23 protein-coding genes are annotated in these 24,505 nt (G+C 67.8%); 6 read left to right on the top strand and 17 right to left on the bottom strand.

Going from position 1 to position 24,505, the window contains the following annotated elements:
- Window positions 1-2: 2 nt before the first annotated feature.
- Window positions 3-2,264 (bottom strand): PAS domain-containing protein, encoded by a 2,262-nt coding sequence (locus tag AC1DQJ_RS15665; protein ID WP_477604914.1) that lies wholly within the window; start codon window positions 2,262-2,264, stop codon window positions 3-5.
- Between the two features lie 242 nt (window positions 2,265-2,506).
- On the opposite strand from AC1DQJ_RS15665, the gene AC1DQJ_RS15660 reads away from it, so the two are divergent.
- Both AC1DQJ_RS15660 and AC1DQJ_RS15655 read left to right on the top strand, forming a co-directional pair.
- On the top strand, window positions 2,507-3,730 hold the full coding sequence (locus AC1DQJ_RS15660) for a cell wall hydrolase (protein WP_477604912.1): 1,224 nt from the start codon (window positions 2,507-2,509) through the stop codon (window positions 3,728-3,730).
- A 10-nt stretch (window positions 3,731-3,740) separates the two neighbouring features.
- Complete coding sequence (locus AC1DQJ_RS15655) at window positions 3,741-4,496, top strand: PIG-L family deacetylase (RefSeq protein WP_477604910.1); 756 nt, start codon at window positions 3,741-3,743, stop codon at window positions 4,494-4,496.
- Here AC1DQJ_RS15655 and AC1DQJ_RS15650 read toward each other — a convergent pair.
- Window positions 4,493-5,650, bottom strand: a complete 1,158-nt coding sequence (locus AC1DQJ_RS15650; RefSeq protein ID WP_477604908.1) for a Gfo/Idh/MocA family protein — start codon at window positions 5,648-5,650, stop codon at window positions 4,493-4,495. The two genes, AC1DQJ_RS15655 and AC1DQJ_RS15650, sit on opposite strands and share 4 nt — an antisense overlap.
- A gap of 5 nt (window positions 5,651-5,655) precedes the next feature.
- The gene (locus AC1DQJ_RS15645) at window positions 5,656-6,141 is read right to left on the bottom strand and encodes a GNAT family N-acetyltransferase (protein WP_477604906.1); all 486 of its coding nucleotides are present in this window, start codon (window positions 6,139-6,141) and stop codon (window positions 5,656-5,658) included.
- 99 nt (window positions 6,142-6,240) lie between these two features.
- Here AC1DQJ_RS15645 and AC1DQJ_RS15640 point away from each other — a divergent pair, with 99 nt between their 5' ends.
- Complete coding sequence (locus tag AC1DQJ_RS15640) at window positions 6,241-6,753, top strand: hypothetical protein (RefSeq protein ID WP_477604904.1); 513 nt, start codon at window positions 6,241-6,243, stop codon at window positions 6,751-6,753.
- Window positions 6,754-6,886: 133 nt separating this feature from the next.
- Here the strand turns inward: AC1DQJ_RS15640 and AC1DQJ_RS15635 are convergent, their stop codons facing one another.
- Together AC1DQJ_RS15635 and AC1DQJ_RS15630 are read right to left on the bottom strand one after the other, a co-directional pair.
- Window positions 6,887-8,185, bottom strand: a complete 1,299-nt coding sequence (locus AC1DQJ_RS15635; RefSeq protein ID WP_477604902.1) for a UDP-N-acetylglucosamine 1-carboxyvinyltransferase — start codon at window positions 8,183-8,185, stop codon at window positions 6,887-6,889.
- A gap of 132 nt (window positions 8,186-8,317) precedes the next feature.
- Entirely contained in the window at window positions 8,318-9,544 is a 1,227-nt protein-coding gene (locus AC1DQJ_RS15630; RefSeq protein WP_477604901.1) for a serine hydrolase domain-containing protein, read from the bottom strand.
- A gap of 71 nt (window positions 9,545-9,615) precedes the next feature.
- Here AC1DQJ_RS15630 and AC1DQJ_RS15625 point away from each other — a divergent pair, with 71 nt between their 5' ends.
- Window positions 9,616-10,221 (top strand): TetR/AcrR family transcriptional regulator, encoded by a 606-nt coding sequence (locus AC1DQJ_RS15625; RefSeq protein ID WP_477604899.1) that lies wholly within the window; start codon window positions 9,616-9,618, stop codon window positions 10,219-10,221.
- Between the two features lie 7 nt (window positions 10,222-10,228).
- Here the strand turns inward: AC1DQJ_RS15625 and trxB are convergent, their stop codons facing one another.
- The gene (gene trxB, locus AC1DQJ_RS15620; protein WP_477604897.1) at window positions 10,229-11,236 is read right to left on the bottom strand and encodes a thioredoxin-disulfide reductase; all 1,008 of its coding nucleotides are present in this window, start codon (window positions 11,234-11,236) and stop codon (window positions 10,229-10,231) included.
- A 111-nt stretch (window positions 11,237-11,347) separates the two neighbouring features.
- On the opposite strand from trxB, the gene pseI reads away from it, so the two are divergent.
- Complete coding sequence (pseI, locus tag AC1DQJ_RS15615) at window positions 11,348-12,403, top strand: pseudaminic acid synthase (protein WP_477604895.1); 1,056 nt, start codon at window positions 11,348-11,350, stop codon at window positions 12,401-12,403.
- Window positions 12,403-13,071: a DNA alkylation repair protein gene (locus AC1DQJ_RS15610; RefSeq protein ID WP_477604893.1), complete on the top strand. Its 669-nt coding sequence runs from the start codon at window positions 12,403-12,405 to the stop codon at window positions 13,069-13,071. Before pseI ends, AC1DQJ_RS15610 begins: the two co-directional genes overlap by 1 nt.
- On the opposite strand, the gene AC1DQJ_RS15605 is transcribed toward AC1DQJ_RS15610, so the two are convergent.
- From AC1DQJ_RS15605 to carB, 11 genes are all read right to left on the bottom strand, one after another.
- Window positions 13,031-13,747, bottom strand: a complete 717-nt coding sequence (locus AC1DQJ_RS15605) for a WbqC family protein (protein WP_477604891.1) — start codon at window positions 13,745-13,747, stop codon at window positions 13,031-13,033. The two genes, AC1DQJ_RS15610 and AC1DQJ_RS15605, sit on opposite strands and share 41 nt — an antisense overlap.
- A gap of 2 nt (window positions 13,748-13,749) precedes the next feature.
- Window positions 13,750-14,961: a flagellin modification protein FlmF gene (locus AC1DQJ_RS15600; RefSeq protein ID WP_477604889.1), complete on the bottom strand. Its 1,212-nt coding sequence runs from the start codon at window positions 14,959-14,961 to the stop codon at window positions 13,750-13,752.
- Window positions 14,958-15,602: a methyltransferase domain-containing protein gene (locus AC1DQJ_RS15595; RefSeq protein WP_477604887.1), complete on the bottom strand. Its 645-nt coding sequence runs from the start codon at window positions 15,600-15,602 to the stop codon at window positions 14,958-14,960. The genes AC1DQJ_RS15600 and AC1DQJ_RS15595 overlap by 4 nt, the downstream gene beginning before the upstream one ends.
- Window positions 15,603-15,675: 73 nt before the next feature.
- The gene (pseG, locus tag AC1DQJ_RS15590; RefSeq protein WP_477604886.1) at window positions 15,676-16,722 is read right to left on the bottom strand and encodes a UDP-2,4-diacetamido-2,4,6-trideoxy-beta-L-altropyranose hydrolase; all 1,047 of its coding nucleotides are present in this window, start codon (window positions 16,720-16,722) and stop codon (window positions 15,676-15,678) included.
- Between the two features lie 51 nt (window positions 16,723-16,773).
- Window positions 16,774-17,214, bottom strand: coding sequence for an N-acetyltransferase family protein (locus AC1DQJ_RS15585; protein WP_477604884.1), 441 nt, complete (start codon window positions 17,212-17,214; stop codon window positions 16,774-16,776).
- The gene (locus AC1DQJ_RS15580; protein ID WP_477604882.1) at window positions 17,214-18,164 is read right to left on the bottom strand and encodes a mitochondrial fission ELM1 family protein; all 951 of its coding nucleotides are present in this window, start codon (window positions 18,162-18,164) and stop codon (window positions 17,214-17,216) included. Before AC1DQJ_RS15580 ends, AC1DQJ_RS15585 begins: the two co-directional genes overlap by 1 nt.
- A 65-nt stretch (window positions 18,165-18,229) precedes the next feature.
- Window positions 18,230-18,703 carry a transcription elongation factor GreA gene (gene greA / locus AC1DQJ_RS15575; protein ID WP_477604880.1) on the bottom strand — a complete coding sequence of 158 codons (474 nt, stop codon included), beginning with the start codon at window positions 18,701-18,703 and terminating at the stop codon, window positions 18,230-18,232.
- 172 nt (window positions 18,704-18,875) lie between these two features.
- Window positions 18,876-19,376 carry a P-loop nucleotide/nucleoside kinase family protein gene (locus tag AC1DQJ_RS15570; RefSeq protein WP_477604878.1) on the bottom strand — a complete coding sequence of 167 codons (501 nt, stop codon included), beginning with the start codon at window positions 19,374-19,376 and terminating at the stop codon, window positions 18,876-18,878.
- Window positions 19,377-19,385: 9 nt separating this feature from the next.
- Window positions 19,386-20,177, bottom strand: a complete 792-nt coding sequence (locus tag AC1DQJ_RS15565) for an SDR family NAD(P)-dependent oxidoreductase (protein WP_477604876.1) — start codon at window positions 20,175-20,177, stop codon at window positions 19,386-19,388.
- A gap of 268 nt (window positions 20,178-20,445) precedes the next feature.
- On the bottom strand, window positions 20,446-20,610 hold the full coding sequence (locus AC1DQJ_RS15560) for a hypothetical protein (protein ID WP_267233302.1): 165 nt from the start codon (window positions 20,608-20,610) through the stop codon (window positions 20,446-20,448).
- A gap of 541 nt (window positions 20,611-21,151) precedes the next feature.
- Window positions 21,152-24,442 carry a carbamoyl-phosphate synthase large subunit gene (gene carB / locus AC1DQJ_RS15555; protein WP_477604874.1) on the bottom strand — a complete coding sequence of 1,097 codons (3,291 nt, stop codon included), beginning with the start codon at window positions 24,440-24,442 and terminating at the stop codon, window positions 21,152-21,154.
- Window positions 24,443-24,505: the final 63 nt, after the last annotated feature.

Below are 24,505 nucleotides of genomic sequence, written 5' to 3'. Positions count from 1 at the left end.
GATCAGGCGGCTTGGATCTCAGGGTCGGCCGCCTCGGCCAGGACGCGGGCCAGTGCGTCGGCCGAATAGGGTTTGCGCAGCAGCGGCCAAGGGGCTTCGGTCGTCGCCTGCAGGGCTTCGCCGGTGTAGCCTGAGGATAGGATGATCGGCAGGCCGGGCCGCAGCTCGCACGCGATCTTCGCTAGGTCCAGGCCCGACCGCCCCCCCGGCATGATCAGATCGGTAAGCATCAGGTCCAGGTCGCCGGGGCGCCGGAGCACCTCAAGCGCCGGCTCGACGCCGTCGACGCGGGTGACCCTGTGGCCTAGCTCTTCGAGCATGGCGCTGACCATGTCTCCGACTTCGGCGTCGTCCTCGACCAGCAGCACGTCCAGCCCGCGGGTGGTGATCGGGGCCTGGTCGAAAGGCCGGTCGGTCGCGGGCGCGACAGCGCAGCGGGGCAGATAGAGGCTGACCGCCGCGCCCTTGCCCGGTGCGGTCTCGATGGCCACGCCGCCGCCGCTCTGGTGCGCGAAACCATATACCTGCGACAGGCCAAGGCCGGTCCCCTTGCCGATGTCCTTGGTGGTGAAGAATGGCTCGAACACCCTGGCCAGGATGTCGGGTTCCATGCCGACCCCATCGTCGCGCACGATGACGCGCACATAGTCTCCGGCGGCCATGTCCTGCACCTGACCATCGGTCAGCTGGCAGGTGTCGGTCTCGATGGTGATCGCGCCGCCTAGGGGCAGGGCGTCGCGAGCGTTGACCAGCAGGTTCATGATGGCGGCGTCGAACTGGCCGTGGTCGATCATCGCCACGGCGCCCGGAGCGCCCGGCTGCAGCTCGAAAGCCACGGCTTCGCCGATCGCGCGGCGCAGCAGGGGATCGCTCTCGGCCAGCAGGGCGTCGATCTGCACCGGTTCCGGCTTAAGGGCCTGGCGGCGGGAAAAGGCCAGGAGCTGGTGGGTCAGGCGCTCGCCGCGGCGTGCGGCGCCAAGGGCGGCGTCGATCATCCGCTCGCGCCGGTCGGCGTCCGCGGGGCGGCGCTGGATCAGGTCCAGGGCGCCGGTGATCACGGTCAGCAGATTGTTGAAGTCGTGCGCCACGCCGCCGGTCAGCTGGCCCACCGCCTCCATCTTCTGGGCGTGGTGCAGCCGGGCCTGGGCCTCGTCGCGCTCGGCGAGCGCCGCCTGCACCCGCTCGGCCAGCAGGTCATTGATGCGCATCAGGTCGCCTTCGGCCTGTTTCGCTTCGGTGACGTCCACCCCGATGCCGATAAAGCCTGAAAACCCGCCGCCGGGCCCTTGGCGCGGTTGCGCGACCGAGCGGAGCCAGCGCCAGGCGCCGTCTTCGCGCCGATAGCGGGCCTCGAGCACGAACAGCTTGCGCGCCGCCTCGCCGCTGACTTGTTCCTGCAGGACCCGCTGCAGGTCGTCCGTATGCAGCCGTTCGCGCCAGTCGAAGGTCAGGGCCTCCTCGTAGGGGCGGCCGAGGAAGTCGACATAGGCCTTGTTGACGAATTCGCGCGTGCCGTCGGCGCGGGCAACCCACAGCATCAACGGCGCGCTGTCGGCCAGGGCGCGGAATCGGCCGTCGCTTTCACGAACTTTTTCAAAGGCGTGGCGCCGCTCGGTAATGTCGATGCTGACGCCTACTGCGCGGACGATACGGCCGGCGCCGTTCTGCAGCATCTCGCCGCGGGACAGCAGCCAGCGGACTTCGCCGTCGGGGCGCACGATACGATATTCGGTGGGCGCCATCTTGCCTGTGCGCAGTGCGGAGACGTTGCTCTGGCGGACCCATTCGCGATCCTCCGGATGCACGACCTCCAGCAGTTTGCGGATGTTGGCGCGGTCGCCGGGCGGCAGGCCGAGATTGCGATAGAGGGTCGGGGACCAGTAGCCCTCGCCGGTCTCGGCGTCCCAGTCCCAGAGTCCCACCTCGCCGGCGTCCTGGGCCATCTGCAGTCGCGTCTCGCTGCGGTCCAGGGCCTCCTGGGCCTCGTCCAGCCGCAGGACGATCTCCCGCAGGGCGGCGGCGACGATGATCGTGACCGCGCTAGACAACATGTAGAGCGCCACTCCGGCCCGAGCTGACGGCTCGGTGGGCCAGCCGCCCCGCGCGGCCAGGGAGATCGCTACGGCGGCGGCCAAACTCGCCCAGCCCCAGCGCTGGCCGGCGAACAAGGTGGCGACGATGAAGGCCGGAAAGTGGGTCACCGACAACGCCAGGGAATTTTCCCAACCGGCGAAGATGCCGCGAATCGCTATGGCTGCGGCCATTGCGGTCAAGCTTATGGCGAGGGCCACGGGGAAGGGCGGCGAACGCCGTGGTATAAAGCGAAGTGGCGATCCGACGGGCGTCATTTTGAGGGACGCTCTCTCTCGACTCCGGTCTGGGGTGAACCGGTCAAGCTGAGCATGCGAGCGACCGTGCCGCAGCGCAACACTCGATATCCCGGCCATTGGCCCCTATTTTGCCAGGTTGCGGCTGCATGGAGCCCACGCTGAAACAGATTGAGACCTTGCCCCTGCCTGTCTCTCAGATCTTCTCCCAGCGTAATCTGATCGCGGCGATCGCCGGGTCGTGTGCGCTGGCGGCGATCCTGCTGGCCTGCGCCAACCCGCGCATGGCAAGCGTGGAGGACAGCAAGTCTCTGGGCCTGGCGAGCATCGTCCGCACCTTCTCCGACAAGGGGTTGAAGCGTCTGACGGCGGACATGGACCCGGCCATGCTGGCCCTCGCCCAGCGTCACGACCCGGTGGGGCGTCAAGCCGATCCCTGGGGCCGGACCGTAGGCTGGAGCAACCTCGACATCAGCCAGATTCCGGACCTGGGGTTGGACGCCTCGACCGCAGAGCAGGCCGAGGAAATCAACGCGCTGCGCAGCTTCTCCAAGCTGCCGATCCGGCCGATGCGGCCCTTCGTCCTGCACGCGGGCGGCCAGGATCGGGCGCGGGCGATGAAGTGTCTGTCCGAGGCGGTCTATTACGAGAGCGCCCGCGAGCCGCAGCTTGGCCAAGAGGCGGTGGCCCAGGTGGTCCTGAACCGGCTTCGCCATCCCGCCTATCCGAAATCGGTGTGCGCGGTGGTCTACCAGGGCTCGGCGCGACTGACCGGGTGCCAGTTCAGCTTCACCTGTGACGGCTCGCTGCGATATGCGCCCGAGCCCAGCCTCTGGCGCCGGGCCCAGCAGGTCGCCCGCAGCGCCCTCAACGGACATGTGGTCAAGGCGGTCGGCTCGGCGACCCACTATCACGCCAACTACGTGGCCCCATACTGGGCGCCGACGCTGGTGAAGATGAAGCAGGTCGGCCTGCACATCTTCTATCGCTGGACCGGCCCCTGGGGCGAACCGCCCGCCTTCACGGGCCGCTATGCCGGCGCCGAGTCCTATATCTCGCCCGCCATCCTTGGCAGCCTGGACGCGCGGACCAACGGCCTGCTCGATCCCGAGAGCCAGGGCATCGGCGGCGGGCGACAGGTGACGCTGGCGGTGGCCGGCGAGGTGCGGACCTACAATGTCGCCGACGCCAGCGCTTCAGGCGGCGAGCGGACCCGGGTGCTGGGCACGCTCTACGCCCCGCGCCGCAAGCCCACAGCCGACGAAGTCCGCGAGATCAACAGGGCGTTGGCGGCCATGGAGGGTTCCGAACCTGGCGCCCCGCCGCCGATCGTGCCGCTCGCGCCGCCGCCCGCCCCGGCGGCTGCGCCTGACGAGGGTGCGCAGGCTTCGCAGGGCAGCTAAGACTGAGGGCATGGCGACCATACTGGCGATCCACGCCCATCCGGACGACATCGAAACCTTGAGCGCCGGTACGCTGGCCCTGCTGGCCGCGGCCGGCCATCAGGTGCGCATCGCCACCGTCACTGGCGGCGACCTGGGCTCGGCCGAGACCGAGCCCCAGGAGACCTCTCGTATTCGCCAAGCCGAGGCAGCGCAGGCCGCGCGTATAATCGGGGCGGAGTATCGTTGCGGCGAAATTCCCGACCTGGGTGTCTTCAACGACGATCCGACCCGTCGGCTGGTCACCGAGCTGGTCCGCTGGTCACGCGCCGACATCGTGCTGACCGCGTCGCCAGCCGATTATCATCCCGACCATGAGGCGGTGAGCCAACTGGTGCGCGACGCCTGCTTCGCCGCCAGCGTGCCGAACTATCGGACAGGCGAGGCGCCGACCATGGCGGCGATCCCGCATCTCTACTTCATGGACCCGATCGGGGGCCGCGACCGTAACGGCGTCTGGCGGGCGCCGGACTTTGGCGCCAATGTGGCTTCGGTCTTCGAGACCAAGCAGGCGATGCTGGCCTGCCACGTCAGCCAGGACAGCTGGGTCGCGCGCCAGCACGACATTCCCAATCATCTGGCCTCGATGGAACAGTGGACCCGCCGATGCGCGCGCGGCTTCGGCGTAGATCTGGCCGAAGGCTTCCGGCAGTACCGGCACCATCCCTATCCGCGTACGCCGCTGCTGCAGGAACTGCTGGGCGAGGCGCTGCTCAAGCCACTCTAGTCGCCCCGCGCGGCGTCGAAGCGGGCCCACATCGGGGCGCAGTCGATCATCTCGCCGCGGGTCATCGCCTCGTCGATGGCCATGACCGTCAGGCCGGCCTCCATGGACTCGAATGGGGTCACCGGGAACGGCTGCTTGCCCTCCATGGTCGCCAGGAGATCGCGGGCCATGGCCTGGTCGGCCCCGTTGTGGCTGTCGGCGGTGAGGCCGCCGTAGTCGATGCGCTCGGGTTTGCCGCGGTCGAGGGCACGGCGGATCATCAGTTTGTTGCGGACCAGGTCGGCGATCAGCGTGCCCTCGGTCCCAGCCACGTACCAACGGCGCTCGGGCAGGGCGACGTGGCTGTTGGCGTGGAACGAGAGCCGCACGCCATTCTGGTACTGGACCAGGGCGTTCTGGTGGTCGGTGACGTCCATGTCGGAATGGAAGGCGTCGTTGGCGCTGGCCCAGCCGGCGTCGCGCAGGGCGTAGGCCGGTTGGCCGTCGCTGTAGGCGTACTCGCCGGCGCGCTGGGGCGTGAAAATGTCCCGGCCGCCGAAGCTGGCCACCTTGGCCGGCCGCGAACGGGCCAGCCGCCCAAAAATATCGAAGTCGTGGCAGACTTTGTCGAGCAGGTAGGAGCCGCCATAGGCCTGCTTGCGCCGCCAGTTGCGGGCCAGGTAGCCGCCATGCTCCGGGGGGAGGTGCTCGGTGGCGTCGATGGAGACCAGAGCGCCCAGCTCGCCGCGGTCAACGCGGGCGATGGTCTCGCGCACGATCGACATCGAACGCATGACCAGGCCGATGTAGAGGGGAGGGCCGCCGCCGCGTGCCAGGCGCTCCGCGAGCGCGGCGGTCTCGTCCTGCGTCCGCACGATCGGCTTCTCGGCGAAGATCGGCCAGCCGGCGTCGAGCGCCAGGTTGATGTGCCCGAAGTGCAGGTGGTTGGGCGACCCGATCATCACCAGGTCGAACGGGCCGGCGGCGAACAGATCGGCGGGGGTCTCGAAGGCGCGGCCCATTTCCAGGCGAGCATCGGCCATGATCGGCGCGCCGACCGGGGCCGGATCGACATAGCCAGCCACCTGCAGGCTCCAGCCGACCTCCTGCATGGCCGACAGCACATGGGCGATGCGCTGGCCAAGGCCGATGACGCCGATGCGATAGGTCTTCATGGCGCTTAGCCCGCGAAAGCGTTCGGATAGGCGACCAGCACCGGCTCATCGAGCGCCCCGGCTTCCAGCGCCAGGGCCATGAAGGCCGGGCTGCCGGAATAAGGTGACTTCACCTTTGCGGCGGCGTCGGTGGTGAAGCCGAACTTCGGGTAGTACTCCGGATGGCCAAGCACGATGACCGCTTGGGCCCCGAATTCCTTGGCCGCTTCGATCGAGGCGGCGGTCAGGCGCTTGCCGACCCCGTCGCGCTGGCGATCGGGGCGCACGGCCAGGGGCGCGAGCGCGGCGTAGAGGTTCACGCTGTCGGCCCACAGGCGGCTGTAGAGAATGTGGCCGACCACCTCGCCGGCGTCCTCCTCGACCAGTTCGAACATCACGTCGCCGTCGGCGCGCAGCTGCTCGACGAGGTCGGCTTCGTCGGGCTGGCCGAAGGCGGCTTCGACAATGGCGCGGATGGCGGGTTGGTCGGCGGGGCGTGCATGGCGGATCATGGCGGGCAGCTTAGGCCGGGCTGCGCGGCGCGCAATTGCTGAACCGACTACCCTTCGGGCGCGTTTCCTCAGACCTGCGCAACGCCAGAGAGGCCGCCGATGTCCATCAACAACCGCCGCGAGCTGAGCCTGCTGAACCACGACGAAGGCGAACTGGTTCGCGCCTCGCACCATCCGGCCCTGGCTCAGCTCGATGAGAAGGGGCTGGCGGAGGCCCGCACCCGGCTGCGCACTCTGCGAGACAAGGAGCGGACTTTGGCGCGGCAGAAGGTGCGCGAAACGCGCGGGAAGGCTGAGGCGCGCGGCGGCGGCACGGCCGAGCATCGCCAGGAGCGCAAGCAGGTGTTCGCCAGCGCCCTGCGCCGGGTGAACCGCCAGTCGACCCGTCTACGCGCCGAGGAGTCCCGCGCGGCGCACATCGAGGCGTCCAAGAAGGCGCTGGCTATGCGCCGGGCCAATGTCGCCAAGACCCACCCGGACGCCGGCCGCACTGCGAGCGAAGGCATGCAGGCGGTGGGCAGCCAGAAGACGCAGTCCAAGCTTGCGCCGGCCAAGGTGGGCAGCGTCTCGCAGGCGACCAAGAACGCTCAGGCCAAGCGGGACCGGCACTAGGAGGGCAATTGCTCCCCCCTCAGGGGGCTGTCAGTTGGCTGACTGAGGGGGCTTGCTGAGTCAGCAGTCCCCCTCCGTCCCTGCGCGCTGCGCTGGTCCGCCTCCCCCAGGAGGCGAGGAACGTAAAGCGAGATCAGTCTCCGGCCACCCAGCTGACGTCGGCGCCGAGGGCGTTGAGGTTCTCGACGAACTTGGGGTGGGCGCGTTGGATGGGCGCGGCGTTGAGGATGGTGCTCTCGCCCTCGATGCTGGCGGCCAGCATGAATAGCGCGATGGCCACGCGGATGATGTAGGGGCTTTCGACGACGGCAGGGGTCAGCGGCTTGCCGCCCCAGGTGATCAGGCGGTGCGGATCGCAGAGCAGGGCGTGGGCCCCGAACTTGCCGAGTTCCGCGTGCCAGCCGAGCGCGCCGTCATAGACCTTGTTCCAGAACATCACCTGGCCCTCGGCGCGGACGCCGAGCGCGATAAAGATCGGCAGCAGGTCGGCCGGGACATAGGGCCAGGGCGCAGCCTCGACCTTGGTCAGGATGTTCGAGGTGAAGGGCTCGCGGACCTTCAGCTTGCCGTCGACGCGGGCGCGGCTGAAGCCGTTCTCGTGGGTCACCTCGACACCGAACTTGGCGAAGGTGCGGTCCAGCAGCGGAAACTGCTCGACGGAGCCGTTCTGCACGGCGATCTCACCGCCGGTGATGGCGCCCATGGCCAGGAAGGTGGCGACCTCGTGGAAGTCGTCGGCGAAGGTGAATTCCAGGCCCCCGAGGCTGTCGACGCCGGCCACGGTGACCCGCGAGCCGCCGACGCCCTGGATGCGCGCGCCCATGCCGGCCAGGAACTCGCAGAACTCCTGAACGTGCGGCTCGCAGGCGGCGTTGGTCAGGCGTGAGGTGCCCTTGGCGGTCGCCGCGCAAAGCACGAAGTTCTCGGTCGTGGTGACGGACGCGTAGTCCAGCCAATGCTGGGTGGCGGTGAAGCCCTTGGCCGTGGTGATGACCGTCGCGCCCGGTTCACTGACGACGTCGGCCCCGAAGGCGCGGAACACCTCGATGTGAGGGTCGATCTCGCGCGAGCCCAGGGTGCAGCCAGTGACGTCTTCCTCAAGGCTGGCGCGGCCGAAGCGGTGCAGCAGCGCCGGGATCAGCATGATCGAGGAGCGCATGCCGAGGGGCAGGTGCGCGGCCTTGGGATCGAGCGCGCCGCCGTGGTGCAGGCGCAGAGTCCCGGTGGCGTAGTCCATGTCCACCGACGAGCCGAGCTTTCCGAAGAAATCCAGCAGCTTGCGGACGTCGGTGATGTCCGGGACGCGGTGCAGGACGATCGGCTCGTCACTCAGCAGGGTGGCGCAGAGCACCGGCAGGACGGCGTTCTTGTTGGCGGACGGCGTAATGGTCCCGCGCAAGGCGCGGCCGCCTCGCACAATTAGGTTCGTCATGGCGGCGGATCGCCTCGTCTCTTCGAGCGGGTCTGTGGAATGTGGTGCAGGAGATGGGATTCTCCGGCGCTTTGCTATGGGTTAGCTAGGGCGAAACAGCGCCCCGCGCCAGGGGGCGGTTTAACGCGGGGCTCACGCCCCGCCTGACGCCAGCGCGTGGAACTGGCTGATGCCCATGTAGACCCCGAGCCCGATCCCTTGGGCCGCCTGCTCCAGATCAAGCGCGTTCTGTGCGAGAAAGATCATCACCGAGCCATCGGTGGGGTCGGCCTGCCACCAGCCCCCATAAGCGCCCGGCCAGCCGACAGTGCCAACGCCGCCCTTGCAGCGGGTGGCGGAGGCCTTCTCAGGATCGAGCACCACGGCTACGCCGAGGCCGAAGCCCTGACCGGTGAAGGCCGGCAGGCCCATGATGGTCGCCGCCTGGATCTGTTGGTCGGTGAGGAAGTTGGCGGTCATCCGCTTCAGGGTCTCGAGCTTCAGGAGCCGCACGCCGTCGACCGCCCCGTCGCTGACGAAGATGCGGGCGAAGGTCAGGTAGTCGTCAAGCGTCGACCACAGCCCCGCGCCGCCCGAACAGAAGGCGAGGTCGGCCGGGCGCTCGGCAAGGAAGGCCGATGCTTGCGGCGGATGGAGGGGGCGGTGCTCAAGGGAGCCGTTCTCGCCGAAGCCGTACATCTTGGCCCGGCGGTCGTGCTTTTCGGCGGGCACGAAGAAGCCGGTGTCCTTCATGCCGAGCGGCCGGAAGATGCGCCGGGCCAGGAGCTCGTCCAGGCCGACGCCGGCGATACGGGCGACCAGCAGGCCGAGGAGGTCGGTGGAAGCGCCGTAATGGAAACCCGCGCCCGGCTGCTCGAGCAGCGGCAGGCTAGCGAGGCCGGCGATCCAGGCGTCGGGGGACAGGTGGCTGTCCAGGTCCATGCCGAGGGTCGCGGCATAGGCTGCGTCGATGGGGCCGGGGTGGAAAGCGCCATAGGTGAAGCCCGACCGGTGGGTCAGGAGGTCGAGGAAGGTGATCGGCCTTTCGGCCGGAACAGTGTCGTCCAGGGGGGAGACTGGCGAGCGCAGGACGCGCATCTGCGCGAACTCCGGCGCCCACGCGGTGATCGGATCGTCCAGCGCGAAGCGGCCTTCGTCATAGAGCATCAGCGCGGCGGTCGAGGTGATCGGCTTCGACATCGAGGCGATACGGAAGATGGTGTCGCGCTCGACGGGGAGGCGGGCTTCGCGGTCCCGCCAGCCGTAGCCGGCGGCCTGCACGACATGGCCGTCGCGCCAGACCAGGGTGGCGGCGCCCGCGATCTCGCCTTCCGCGACGAGGCCGTCGATGGTCGCGCTGATCTGATCAGGGAGGCCCATGACTGGCTCCATAATATTGTGAGATTATAAAATAGTATTCTTATGAAATGGCAATGGCGTATACGAGGGCCATGTCGATTCAGAGAGCCGAGTCGCCGCGCGGGCGTCCGAAGGGCGACAAGCGAGAGCGGACGCGGGCGACGCTGCTGGACGCCGCGCTCGAACTGACTCGGGAACGAGGCTTCGATCGAACGACCCTGCAGGACATCGCCGACCGGGCCGGGATGAGCACCGGGGCGATCTACGGGAATTTCAGGAACCGCGACGAGTTGTTCATGGCCCTGGCCGAGCGCCAGTGGGCCCCGATCCGGCCAGTGGTGGCGCCAGGCGCCAGCTTCGCCGAGATCATGGCCGCCGCCGCCGAGGCGGTGATCGCGGCCCTGCCGGAGCGCCGCTCAGCCGCGGTGGGCGCCTTGACCTTCCGGGCCTACGCTCTGGGCCACGAAGAGGTCCGAGAGAGCTTCCGGGACAAGATGGCGCCAGGCTACGCCCTCGGAGCGGAGTGGTTCAGCAGCATCTGCAACGAGGACGACTTGCCCATGTCGCCGGACATCCTCGTGCGAGTCATCAACAGCCTGATCGAAGGCCTTGTCTTTCAACATTTTTTGACGCCCGAGCTGACCACTCACGAGGTGATTCGCGCGGCGTTCGCCGCCCTTGCCGGAAGGAAGGGCTAGCGCCGCCCTACCAAGCGCCGATCCGTTGGGCCTCGTGGTGGGAGATCGGGTGGTGGGCCTTCTCGTGGTCTTCTTCGGCCAGCAGGCGCACGGCCTCCAGCGCGGCCATGCAGCCCATGCCCGCGGCAGTCACGGCCTGGCGGTAGACGTCGTCGGTGACGTCGCCGGCGGCGTAGACCCCCGTGATGGCGGTGGCGGCCGAACCGGCGACGACTTTCAGATAGCCCGAGCTGTCCATCTCAAGCTGGCCCTTGAAGAGCTCGGAGGCCGGGGCGTGGCCAATGGCGATGAACACGCCGTCGGCGGCGATCTCGCGGACCTCGCCGGTGTTGACGTCCTTCAGCTTCACGCCGGTGACGCCAAGCGGATCGGTCGAGCCGGTCACCTCGTCGATGGCGGCGTTCCAGATCACCTCGATCTTGGGATGGGCGAACAGCCGCTCCTGCAGGATCTTCTCGGCGCGGAATTCCTCGCGACGGTGCACGACCGTGACCTTGGCGGCGAAGTTGGTCAGGAACAGCGCTTCCTCGACCGCGGTGTTGCCGCCGCCGACGACCACGACCTCCTTGCCGCGATAGAAGAAGCCGTCGCAGGTGGCGCAGGCCGAGACGCCGAAGCCCTGGAATTTCTGCTCGGTCTCCAGGCCCAGCCACTTGGCCTGGGCGCCGGTGGCGATGATCAGGGTCTCGGCCAGCCAGACCTCGCCGCTGTCGCATTCCAGGCGGAACGGACGTTGCGACAGGTCGGCCTTCACGACGATGTCGTTGATGATCTCGGTGCCGACATGGGCGGCTTGGGCCTGCATCTGCTCCATCAGCCAGGGGCCCTGGATGACGTCGGCGAAGCCGGGATAATTCTCCACGTCGGTGGTGATGGTCAGCTGGCCGCCGGGCTGGATGCCGGCGATCAGCACGGGTTTCAACAGGGCGCGCGCGGCATAGATAGCGGCGGTATAGCCGGCCGGGCCGGAACCCAGGATCAGGCAGCGTGTGGTGCGAGGAGCAGCGTCGGACATGCCGCATACTTAGGTGAGATTCTGGCCAGTTGCGACAGGCAGCCGCCGCGGTTGGTTAACGCACGTTTCAATAGGCGCGATTAGGCTGGCCCGCGAACCTGTGAGGCGTGCATGTCCAAGTCCCCGGAAGTCATCATCGCCGGCCGCAAGATCGGCCCCGACCACGAGCCCTATGTGATCTGCGAGCTGTCGGGGAACCACAACGGCAGCCTGGACCGCGCGCTGCAGATGGTCGACGCGGCCGCAGACACCGGTTGCGACGCTATCAAGATCCAGACCTACACTGCTGACACCATCACCATGGACGTCGATCGGCCGGAGTTCCGGATTCACGGCGGGCTATGGGACGGGCGAAGCCTCTATGAGCTCTATGAGGAGGCTCACACGCCCTTCGAGTGGCACGCGGCGATCTTTGAGCGAGCCCGCAAGCGCGGGGTGACCATCTTCTCCAGCCCGTTCGACGAGACGGCGGTAGACCTGCTCGCGGGCCTGGAGGCGCCGGCTTACAAAATCGCATCCTTCGAGGCCGTGGACCTGCCGCTGATCCGCTACGCCGCGGCCAAAGGCAAGCCGCTGATCATCTCCACGGGCATGGCCAATCAGGCAGAAATGACCGCTGCGTGCGATGCCGCCCTGGCGGCTGGCGCGCCGGGGGTGATCCTGCTGCACTGCGTGTCCAGCTACCCGGCTGTCTTCGAAGACGCCAATGTCCGCACGGTCGCCGATATGGCTCAGCGGTTCGGGGTCCCGATCGGACTGTCCGACCACACGCCGGGGATCGCCGCCTCGGTCGCCGCGGTGGCCATGGGCGCCTGCGTGGTCGAGAAGCACTTCACCCTGGCGCGCGCCGATGGCGGCCCGGACGCGGCGTTTTCGCTGGAACCAGCCGAGTTCACCGCCCTGACCGCCGACTGCAAGAACGCCTGGAAGGCCTTGGGCCGGGCCCACTACGACACCCTGGGGTCGGAGCGCGGCTCGCTGCTGTTCCGCCGCTCGCTCTATGTCACCGCCAACGTGAAGGCCGGCGAGCCGCTGACCCGCGCCAATGTCCGCTCGATCCGCCCGGGCAACGGTCTGGCGCCGGCCCATCTGGACGAGGTGCTGGGCAAGGCCGCGTCGCGCGACATCGCCCGGGGCGAACCCCTGGCCTGGGACATGGTCGGCTAGTGGACGCCGCCGCACTCGCCGCCGAGATTAAGGCCGAGATCGCGGCGCTGCCACGGCGCGACACCCCCAATATCCGCAAGCTGCGCAGGCGCTGGTCGGCCTGCCTGGCGGGAGAGGCGCCGCTAGACCTGATCGCGCTCGGCCGGACGCTGGCCACGCGGATGCCCCAGGAGACCAAGTGGGTCGGCTACGAGCTTGTCCGCTTCCATCGCGGCGCCTACGAGGCCGTAGGTCAGGCGCAGCTGGAGGCTTTCGCCGAGGAGCTGGCCTCCTGGTATGCGGTCGATGGCTTCGGGACGATCCTGTCAGGCCCATTGTGGGCCAAGGGGCGTGTGGACGACGGGCTGATTGATGGTTGGGCGAGTTCGCCGAGCCGTTGGCTGCGGCGCTCGGCGCTGGTGGCCACGGTTGGGCTCAGCGCTCGCAGCAGCCGCGGCGCAGGCGACGCGGCGCGGACGTTGAAGGTCTGCCGCGCCCTAGCCGCCGACCGCGACGACATGGTGGAGAAGGCTTTGTCGTGGGCGTTGCGGGCGCTGTCGCCGCGAGATCGGTCGGCCGTAGAGGCGTTCATGGCGGAGCTGGGCGATCTGCTGCCGGCTCGCGATCGCCGCGAGGTTCGCAGCAAGCTCACGACGGGGAAGAAGACTCCTCGCGCATCCGGGCGATGAGTTGGGCAAGGCCGGCCCAGCCCAGGTTCATCAGCGCGTCGACGAAGGCCATGTACGGCTCGAACGGCTCACGCCCCTGTGGGTAGGGAATGTTGACGAAGCCCTGGAAGCGGACCGGAAAGCCGGCGGCGGCGAAAACCCCGTCGTCCTGCATGTAGTCGTGGGACCCCATGGGCGAGAGGTAGTCGGTTGCGCCGACCGCCTTGCAAATCGCGAGCAGGTGGTCGGAGCGGTGGCCAGGGCAGTCCAGGTCGCGGGCGTTCACGAACCGGGTCGTCAGGCCGATCTTGCAGGCGGCGCCTTCGATGATCGTGCGGTGAAGATCGGCCAGGAGGCCCGTGGTCGCCAGGGCCTGCTCCAGGAAGGCGAAGCCCTCAGCGAAGGCGGGGCGGCGAGCGTAGTTCAGGCTGATCGCCTTCAGGTGCCTATTACGCCAGGCTTCGCCCTCGCAGATCTCGATCTTGCTGATCGGGGTGTCGCGCTCGTGTTTCTTGACCGGGACGGTCAGCATGACCTCGCCGCCGGGGCCAAGGATACGGTTGCGCGATTGCCAGGAACGGCGGGCGAACTGAACGTCGTCTAGGAAGACGAAGACATCGCTGGCGGCGATGAGGTGGAAGTAGCCGAGATAGGGCAGGTAGGTCGGCTGCATGATCGCCGCCGTGAGAGCGGCCATGATTAGGCGACCGCGGAGATGGCGGAGGGGGCGAGCGCAGCGGCCAGCCGGGCGCGGAGTTGAGCAAATCCTTCGCCTGGGGCGTCGATTTCCCAGGCGCCAGGAACGAATGCTGCGCCATGGTCGCGGGTGAGCTGGACGCGCAGGGTCTTGAGCTTCTGCGGGGCGTCGACCGAGAGGTATTCCTGGCGCGGCCCGACATGGGCGCTGATCTGTTCGCCGAGGGTCAGGGAGGCGCCGCCGAAGCCCGCCATCAGCCGGACGATCTCGCTGCGTAGCTCAGTCTCGCCACGCTCCTCGACGCACTCAGCCAGGACCAGAAGCTGGCCGCGGCTCTCGTAGAGATAGAGCTGCGCGACGGCGCCCTGGGCCGTGAAATTGCGCACGCGGAACGGGACGTTCCCGACGTAGCTGGCCGTGACGATGTAGGTCGCCAGGCTCTTGCCGAGCTGGACCGGAGCTTCGAGGCCCAGCGGCTTGAAAAGCGGCGTCGGGTTGGCGGCCCAAACCACGGTCTCGCCCGGCTGGCGCGCGGCAAGGACGTGCTGCGGGGAGACCAGCGAATTGACGCATACGGTGACGCCGAGGGCTATGAGGCTGCGTTCGCACTGGGCGAACAGCGAGGCTAGCCCGCCTCGGGGCAGGCCGGCTATCGCGGCCGCTTGCGGGCCAGCGTAGAATTCGGGCTGCGCGCCGAGCTCCTCCGGAGCTTGGCCGAACGGCAGGACACGGTCGACCGCCAGGCCGACCGCGGCGCTTTCATGTACCTCGTTCAGCCACACGCCCAGACGCCACTGGCAGTATCGGGAAAGGGCGCGGCCGATCTCATCCGGATAGGCGCGCAACCGGTCGGATAGGCTGTGGCCGACCTGCGGGGCGATTGTCAGGCTGCGGGTGGGCAGGGCTGGGCCGTCCAGGTCCTCGCTCCAGACCAGATCGCCGCCACGGCTAGGGCTGACGGATCCGCAGTGGAGCTTGAAGTCCTCGAAGGCGACGCCATGGCTTTCCAGTACGGAGCGTACCGGATCGCCAGCGGCGCCGAAGTAGGTGCAGCGATCGCGCAGCTCAAGGCCGTGGGCCGTGCGCGGCAGGTCGAGGCCGCCGAGCTGACCGAAGCGCTCGTGCAGGACGATGTCGCGCGCGCCCAGGCGATGGGCCTCGAAGGCGGCGAGGATTCCGGTGAGGCCGCCGCCGACGATGGTCACTTGGCTCATGGCGAGACGCCCCACACCACCAAGTCGGAATTGCCAGGCACGCGGACGCCGGACTGCAGATTGTCGAACCGCACCGCCAACTCGCAGCGGTCGGTCAGGGCCAGGGTCTCGTCCATCAGGTCGACAAGCCCGCCCCAAGTGTAGAAGCGGTTGAAGAGGCCAGCCTCGCCGGTCTCGGGCGTCGCCAGACGGAAGCCGTCGGTTTCCTCGGTCGCGCCGCGACCATAGCGGTAGTCGTCGACCAGGCGTGTCCGCACGAAGACCTCGCAGTCCGGCGCCAGGCTGGGCTTCAACGCCGACAGCACGACGACCGCCTGTTCGCGGGTCAGGTAGCAGAGCAGATTGGGGATGATCAGGGCGTCGAACTTTCCCTGCAACGCCGGTAGTCCGCGCGACAGATCGGCCTGAATCAGGTCGGCCGCGCCTTCCAAGTTCCAGCGGGCGTCGTCCAGCGCCGCAGCGTCGTAGTCGACGCCGCAGAGGCTCCAGCCATATTCGCCGTAGAGCGCCAGGTTGTTGCCGACGCCGCAACCGAGCTCCAGAACCCGTCCGGTCTTGTTGTGGAGACCGCGCTTGTAGAAGTGCCGGACGACGAACTCGTCGGGAAACTTCAGACCGCGAATTTCGCCAAGCTTACGCATTCCGCCCCAGGGTGCACGCAGACTTGTCCACGCGAGCTACACCGGAGGGTTGCGGAAAGGTGCGAAGACATCGTTAACCCTGTGCGCGCCGCCCAGGGTTCGAGATCACCGCAAGAAAGGCTTCGGCCACCCGCTCGGCCCCCAGGCCGTCGCACAGCTCGAGGCTGGCGGCGGTGAGCCGGGCGCGGGCGGTGCTGTCGGTCAGGAGCCGCACCGCGGCGCGGTCGAAGGCCGTATCGAAGTTCCCGTCGGCGGCGTCCACCACCAGGGCTGCGTCGCGCTCGGCCAGCGCCTGAGCGGCGGCGCGCTGGTTCTCGGCCAGTACCACCAGCACCGAGGGCAGGCCCAGTGTGCAGCGCTCCCACGTGGTCGAGCCGCCGGCCCCGATGGCGACGTCGGCGTTGAGGGTCAACTCGGCCATGTCCTGTGCGTCGATGTGCAGCGTGACGCGCGGGTCATGGGCGGCCACGCGGGTCAGGCCCTTGAGGCTCGGCGCCCCGCCGCCCAGCACCACGTCGAACGCCAACTGACCGCTGCGTTGGCGCAACCGATCGACGACCTTGGCGGTGACGCCGCCGACGTCGGTGAGGCCGAGCGCCACCAGCACGCGCTGCACCGGCCCGCCTCGGCGGGCGATGGCGGCCTCCCGCAGGGCGGCGAACTCCGGCCGCAGCGGGGCGTAGCGCGGGCCGAGCAGCAGTTGGGCATCCTCGGTCAGCAGGGCGTAATCGGCTTCCGTACGGGCTGGGCCGGCGTCGAGCACCAGATCGGCGGCCAGCGGGCGGTCCGCCAGGTCGTCGATCACCAGGGTGGGGCGACCGTCGGCGACGGCCTCATGCTCGATGCGGGAGAGGTCGTAGTGGTCGAAGACCACCGCATCAAAGGGGATGCCCCTCACCGCGTCGGCGATGAAGTCCGGGGCGAGGGAGGCGCGCTCCTCCCGCGGCATCTGGGGGGCGAAGTTCTCCAGGATCGCGGCCGCGGCGGGAGGCGCGAGGAACACGCATTCGGCGCCATGCAGTTCCAGCGCGCGGGCCAGGCTCAGCGAGCGCATCACGTGGCCGCCGCCGACCGCCGGGCCGGCGTTGGCGATGAAGAGGATGCGAGGTCGCAGAATCATCTCTCGCCCATGGGAGACCCAAAGGGAGGCTTTGGAAAGGCCGAGCCAACCCTATTCGGGTAGTCGGGGCAGGCGGACAAAGAACAGCTCCGGATCGCCGGGGTCGAGATGATCGACCTGGCCGGCCGGAAGGTAGCCACGTCGCGGCAGCAGCGCGCGCATGACGGTGTTGGACACGTTGGTCGAGACGAACAGCTTCTGATCAGCGTGAGCGCGCTCGATGACGTCGAGCAGGGCGCTGGCGACGCCCTGCCTCTGGAAGTCGGGAGCTGTGACGATCAGGTTGAGAAACGGATTGCTGAAGAAGTGGCCCACGACGGCGAGGCCGGCGGGCTTGCCGTCAAGAAAGGCCAAGCGCGCGACGCGCTCTTGTTCCCCGGCGAAGGCTCGGCGCAGCCAGTCGCGGCGGTGGGTGTCTTCAATGGCTGTCGCGTCGATGGCGACGGCGGTCTCGGCGTCCTTGGCGTTGGCCATGCGGACGACGATCGCCATCAGCGCGGCTCCCTCGCATCGTAGCGGCGCAGCACCTCGGCGGCGGCGCGCTCGGTCTCGGCCAAGGGCTCGTAGCGCCAGCTGTGGAAGGCGCCCCCGAACGGTCGGGCCGCGCCCAACCGCTCCAGGTCCTCATGGAACAGACGGAATTTCAGGCTCTCGCCGTCCATCTTCAGCACGAAGACCGGCTTGCCGGTGGAGGCGGCGTCGGTGGCGAGGTTGGTGGAGTCCTCGGTGACCAGGATGTAGTCGGCCGCGGCCAGGTAGGCGAAATAGGGGTTGTCGCCCTCGCCGTCCCAGATGACGCCAGGCAGGTGCTTCAGCCGCGCGGCCAGGATGGCCTTCGCCGGCTCGGGCGTGCGGCGGGTGAAGCTGACCATCAGCGACCCGCCTTCCTCGACGACCGGCTGCTCGATCTCGCGGGCCATGGCTGAAGCCCGTTCGGGCGAGATGTCATGAGCCTTGGATTTGCCGCCGATGATCACCGCGACGCGAGGGCGGGGCAGGGCGTCGAGCTCGGCCTCGAACCGCTTGAGATCCTGCGCCATCCGTTCAGCGTTCACCCGGCCTGGCGAGCCGGTGATCGGAAAGACGTTGTCGCCCTCGAGCCGGTCGTGCCTGGGCGGGATCACCAGGTCGAACAGGCGGGTCGGCATGCGCGGGTCCTGGACCTGGACCACGTAGGACTTGCGAGCCGACCACCGCTTGATGCGGATCGAGAGCGGAAGAGTGGCGCGGCCCGCCGCGATCCAGATGTCGGGCCAGGGCGCTGCAAGATCGCTTTCCGGGGTCAGGAATCGGCGCGGGAACGGGGTCAGCCACCATGGCAGGCGGCCGATCCAGCTCTTCCAGCCGATACGCTTGACGATGACTGTCGCCGAGCGCTGGCGCGCGACGGAGTTGGCCAGACCGACGACCTGGGCCTCGATCCCGGCACGTCCGTCGGACACCGCCCAGATGACGAGCGGTGGTCCGACGGACGGCGTAGATGAGGCTGGCAAGGCGGCGCTCGGGCCTAGACCCACTCGACCTTGAGGATCTCGTAGGCTTTGCCGCCGCCGGGGGTGTTCACCTCGACGACATCGCCTCGTTCCTTGCCGATCATGGCGCGGGCGAGCGGCGAGACGATGGAGATTTTGCCCTGCTTCACGTCGGCTTCGTGTTCGCCGACGATCTGGTAACGGGCTTCTTCCTCGGTGTCCTCGTCGACCACCGAGACGGTGGCGCCGAACTTCACCTGGGAACCAGAAAGCTTGGATACGTCGATGACCTGGGCGCGCGCCATGCGGTCCTCAATCTCGGCGATCTGGCCTTCGATCCAGCCCTGGCGTTCTTTAGCTGCGTGGTATTCTGCGTTTTCCGAGAGGTCGCCATGCGAGCGCGCCTCCGCGATCGCAGCGATCACGGACGGGCGCTCGGCGGTCTTCAAACGCTTCAGTTCATCGTCGAGGGCCTGCCAGCCCTCGGCGGTCATCGGGACTTTTTCCATCGTGGGTGAGGACTCGGATTCGCCCTTTTAGGAGTTCGTTGCCGGCCGCGGGCGCAGGCGTCCGGGGGGAAGAGATTAGATGCGAAGGCGCAAAAACTCAAGGCCCGCGCCAACACCGGTACCTCGGTCGAGCTCTTCCGACCTGTTGAGCAATGCCTGAAAGGCTGTGTTATCAGGCGCTTTCGGAGACGATGGCACCTGCCAATTCGCTCGCGTCGGGGGCCTCATACACCCCCTCGATGAACTCGAACATCTCAGGCGTGACGCCAATGGCGAAGGTTTCGCCGCGCACTTCGTTGCGCTCCAGAACCCGGGCGCGGCGCACATCCTGGGGGGCGGTTACGAAGTGAAACTGCAGGGGCAACTCCACCGCCTGCGCGATCTCGGCGACCCGGGCGCGGTCGGATTTGCGCATCAGGCCGAGGTCCAGGACCACCGAGGTGCCTGCCGCGATGACCCCGGCGGCGGTGGACCAGATCTGCGTCTCGCAGCGCTCGACACGCTCCATCATCCACTCGAACTGGAGCGGTTCGGGCATGTCGGCGGCGAACAGGCGCGCCATCCAGTCATCGATGGCGAAGTGGACGGCCGGTTCGCGGCGCGCCAGTTCCTTGGCGTAGGTGGACTTGCCGGCCCCGGAAGGGCCGAAAATGACGTGAAGCGTAGCGGGCATGCGAGCCCGTTACTTCACCGAGAGGCCGCCGTCGATGACCAACTCGGCGCCCGTGACATAACGGCTCTCGTCCGAGGCCAGCCACAGCACGCCGTTGGCGATGTCTTCCGGATAGCCCTTCACGCCCAGCGGCACGCCATCGGCGCTCATGGCGTCCAGCACCGCCGGACGCGGCGGACGGGCGTTGTCGCCGACCTCGCCGGTGCCGATGATCGAGTCCCAGATCGGTGTTTCGATGATGCCGGGGTGCACGGAGTTCACGCGCACGCCGTCCTTGGCGGCGGCGCACTCCATGGCGACCGCCTTGGTGAACAGCCGCACGCCGCCCTTGGTGGCGCAGTAGCCGGCCAGGATCGCCGAGCCCTTCAGGCCGGCCACCGACGACATGTTGATGATCGAGCCGCCGCCGTTTTCGCGCATCAGCGGGATGGAGTGCTTCACGCCCAGGAACACCCCGTCGAGATTGACCGCGGTCTGCCGCTGGAAGTCGGCCAGGGTCATGGTCAGCACCGAGCCGCCGATGCCGATGCCGGCGTTGTTGACCAGGATGTCCAGCCGGCCGTGCTTGGCCTTGATGGCGGCGATCACGTCGATCCAGGGCTGCTCAGCGGTGACGTCGTGGTGCAGGTAGCTGGCCTTGCCGCCCATCGCGGTGATGGCCTCGACGGTCTGGGCGCCCTTGTCGTCCTGCAGGTCGGTGATGACGATGGTTGCGCCTTCCTGCGCCAGACGTTCTGCGCAGCCGCGGCCGATGCCGCTCGCGCCGCCCGTAATCAGCGCCACCTTACCTTCGACCCGCATGCCCGCTCCTCCCGTGAGTGATCGTTGTTTAGTTATGCCTAGGCCTAGCTTAGCTCACCGATGAGAGCCAGCCTTGAGCCTGATTGTCGAGATTTGGAGCGGGGCATCGCCGTTTTGGGGGCAACGGCTCTGGGGGCGGCGCAACCGCCTTCTACGGCCGCCGGGCATCGTCGAGGCGGGCGTCTATTCCGTGTCGGGCCAACGAGTACGGCGGCCTGATCTTGGCTCGATCGCTATGGGCCGCCGTACTCTAGATTGGCCTAGAGTCCTACCAGGTGACCTTGCCGTTGGCTGTGAGCAAGCCGATCAGCATGGCTGCACCGAGGGCTATGATCAGACCCACAACGATAAGGTCTGTGTACCCCTCAAAGCGTTCCAGCAAATGTTTGTTCTTGTGGTGGTGGACCTCACCCTCGTGGTGTCCGGATTGCATGGCGTTTCCTTCGCATACGGTTTTAGAGGACACGTCCTCCGCCACACCGCGACAGGCGCCCTTGTGGGCAAAACCGGCTGGTCATCAGGGGCCGCCGGAACGCACCCACTACGCGCCTGCAAGAGCATGGCGACGCTCTGAGGTTGCGCCCCCATTTTCAGGCGGTCAATCGAGAACTTCGAGCTAAGTGCTTCACAAGGCTGAGTTTGCGAGAGGTTCGCATAACGATGTGTTCGCGTTGAGGTGGAGCTGTGTCTCTCCATTCTTAAGCTAGGTGGGGCCAAGTGCGGGCCACCAGAGCCGCGCGAAGTGATCAGTCAATCATTCGCCGGCGACCTCGTGCAGATTCTCGCAATCGACAGCCCTGCGGCCTTCCAGTACGCCAGCAGCGAAACGCTGCGGGCGGTGGGATTGAGCGAAGATCAGGCTTGGGCGAGAGGCCTTGCGAACCTACCGGAGAGATCGGCCGCCTTGAGATCGGGCCCTTGGAAGAGATACGGGAACTCCGATGGGCGGCCGCAAAGCCGCCCACTGGAAGGCGTCAGGCGTAGCTTTGCAGCGGGCGGACGTCGAGGGTGTCCTCGACGGTCGCCACAATGGCCTGGGCGGCGGCGAGCGCCCCCGCAGCCGTGGTGAAGTACGGGGTCTTCATCATCAGCGCGGTGCGGCGGATCTCGAAGCTGTCGGCCAGGGACTGCTTGCCCTCGGTGGTGTTGAACACCAGCTGCACCTCGCCGTTCTTCATGGCGTCGACGATGTGCGGGCGGCCTTCCAGCACCTTCTTGACCAGCTCGACCTCAAGGCCCTGTTCGGCCAAGTAAGCGCCCGTGCCGGAGGTGGCGAGGATCTTGAAGCCCTGACCGATCAGCAGGCGCACCGCCTCCTGGATCCACGGCTTGTCGGCGTCGCGCACCGAGACGAAGACGCTGCCGGTCTTGGGCAGCTGCACACCGCCGCCGAGCTGGCTCTTGGCGAAGGCGCGGGCGAAGGCCGGAGCGGCGGTTTCGCCTTCCCGGATCCAGTCGAGGCCCATGACCTCGCCGGTCGAGCGCATTTCCGGGCCCAGCACCGTGTCGACGCCGGCGAAGCGGGCGAACGGGAAGACCGCCTCCTTCACCGCGATGTGGTCGTAGGGCTTTTCCACTAGGTCGAAGCTGGCGAGCTTCTCGCCGGCCATCAACTTGGCGGCGATCGAGGCCAGCGGCCGGCCGATGGTCTTGGCGACGAACGGCACAGTCCGGCTGGCGCGCGGGTTCACTTCCAGCACGTAGATGCGCGGATTCTCGGAGTGCGGCTCCTCGATGGCGAACTGCACGTTCATCAGGCCGCGCACTTTCAGGGCCCGGGCCATGGCCTCGGTCTGATGCTTGAGCTCCTCGATGGTCTCGGGCTTCAGCGAGAAGGGCGGCAGCGAACACGCGCTGTCGCCAGAGTGCACGCCGGCTTCCTCGATGTGCTCCATCACCCCGGCCACGAACACCTGGCCAGCGTCGTCGCAGAGGGCGTCGACGTCGACCTCGGTGGCGCGCGACAGGTACTGGTCGATCAGCACCGGGCTGTCGCCTGAGACCTGCACGGCGGTGTTGACGTAACGCTCGAGCTGCTCGTCGTCGCGAATGATCTCCATCGCGCGGCCGCCCAGCACGTAGGACGGGCGGATGACGATGGGGTAGCCGACCTTGTGCGCGCCCGCGAAAGCCTCGTCACGCGAGCGGGCGATGGCGTTGATCGGCTGGGCGATCTTCAGCTTGTGCAGCAGCTGCTGGAAGCGCTCGCGGTCCTCGGCCAGGTCGATGGCGTCCGGGCTGGTGCCCAGGATCGGGATGCCGGCGTCTTCCAGCGGCTTGGCCAGCTTCAGCGGCGTCTGGCCGCCGAACTGCACGATCACGCCCAGGAGCTCGCCGCGGGCCTGCTCGACGGCGATCAGCTCCAGAACGTCCTCGGCCGTCAGCGGCTCGAAGTACAGCCGGTCGGAGGTGTCGTAGTCGGTGGAGACGGTCTCGGGGTTGCAGTTGACCATGATCGACTCCACCCCGATGTCGTCGAGGGCGAAGGCGGCGTGGCAGCAGCAGTAATCGAACTCGATGCCCTGGCCGATCCGGTTGGGACCGCCGCCAAGGATGATCGCCTTCTTGCGATCGCTGGGCTCGCTCTCGCACTCGGGGATTTGGCCGAGCGCGCCGGTCTCGTAGGTCGAATACATGTACGGAGTGGCGGCGCGGAACTCGCCGGCGCAGCTGTCGATGCGCTTGAACACCGGGCGCACGCCATGAGCGCGGCGCTGCTCGCGCACCTCCGCCTCGGTGGTGTGGGTCAGCTTGGCCAGTCGGGCGTCGGAGAAGCCCTGGGCCTTGATGGCGCGGAATTCGGCGGCGGTGGCCGGCAGGCCTTTGTCGCGGATGCCCGCCTCCGCGGCGATCAGCGCCTCGATCTGGCGCAGGAACCACGGCTCGTAGAGGCAAGCCCCGGCGACCTCGTCGACCGTGAGGCCGTGACGGAAGGCCTGGGCGATGACCCGCAGACGGTCGGGGGTGGGCTGGCCAAGCGCGCGGATCACCGCGGCGCGGCCGGTCTCGGCGTCGTGTGCGCCTTCGATCTCGATTTCGTCCAGGCCGGTCAGGCCGGTCTCCAGGCCGCGCAGGGCCTTCTGCAGGCTCTCGGCGAAGGTGCGGCCGATGGCCATGACCTCGCCCACCGACTTCATGGCGGTGGTCAGGTAGGGCTCCGAGCCCGGATACTTCTCGAACGCGAAGCGCGGGATCTTGGTGACGACGTAGTCGATGCTCGGCTCGAACGAGGCCGGCGTGGCGCCGGTGATGTCGTTCATCAGCTCGTCGAGCGTGTAGCCGACGGCCAGGCGCGCGGCGACCTTGGCGATCGGGAAGCCGGTGGCCTTCGAGGCCAGGGCCGAGGAGCGCGACACCCGCGGGTTCATCTCGATGACGACCATGCGGCCGTCGGCGGGGTTCACCGCGAACTGCACGTTCGAGCCGCCGGTCTCGACGCCGATCTCACGCAGCACGGCGATCGAGGCCGCCCGCATGCGCTGGTATTCCTTGTCGGTCAGGGTCAGGGCGGGGGCGACGGTGATCGAGTCGCCGGTGTGCACGCCCATCGGATCGATGTTCTCGATCGAACAGACGATGATGCAGTTGTCCGCCTTGTCGCGGACGACTTCCATTTCGTATTCCTTCCAGCCCAGGACGCTCTCTTCGATGAGCACCTCGGTGGTCGGCGAGAGATCAAGGCCGCGCTCGACGATCTCTTTGAACTCTTCGACATTGTAAGCGATGCCGCCGCCGGTGCCCGCGAGGGTGAAGGACGGGCGGATGATCGCCGGCAGGCCGACGAACTCCAGGCCTTCCATGGCCTCGTCCATCGAGTGGGCGGCTTTGGACTTCGGGCTCTCAAGGCCCAGCTTGTCCATGGCGTCGCGGAATTTCTGGCGATCCTCGGCCTTGTCGATCACCTCGGCCTTCGCGCCGATCATCTCGACGCCGTACTTGGCCAGCGCGCCTGAGGCTTCGAGGGCGAGGGCGGTGTTCAGCGCGGTCTGGCCGCCCATGGTCGGCAGCAGGGCGTCAGGACGTTCCTTGGCGATGATCTTCTCGACCATCTCGGGCGTGATCGGCTCGATATAGGTCGCATCCGCCACGTCCGGGTCGGTCATGATCGTGGCCGGGTTCGAGTTGACCAGGACGATGCGGTAGCCCTCGGCGCGCAGCGCCTTGCAGGCCTGGACGCCCGAATAGTCGAACTCGCAGGCCTGTCCGATCACGATCGGCCCGGCGCCGATGATGAGGATCGAGGAGATGTCTGTGCGTTTCGGCATGTCCACTCGCGCGCATGGGCGGTCGCACATTGAAGCGCGCCCGGTCCCGATCAAACTGCAGGT

Source organism: Phenylobacterium sp. P4_E10 (assembly GCF_056401675.1).
This window is presented reverse-complemented; position numbering and strand designations above follow the sequence as displayed.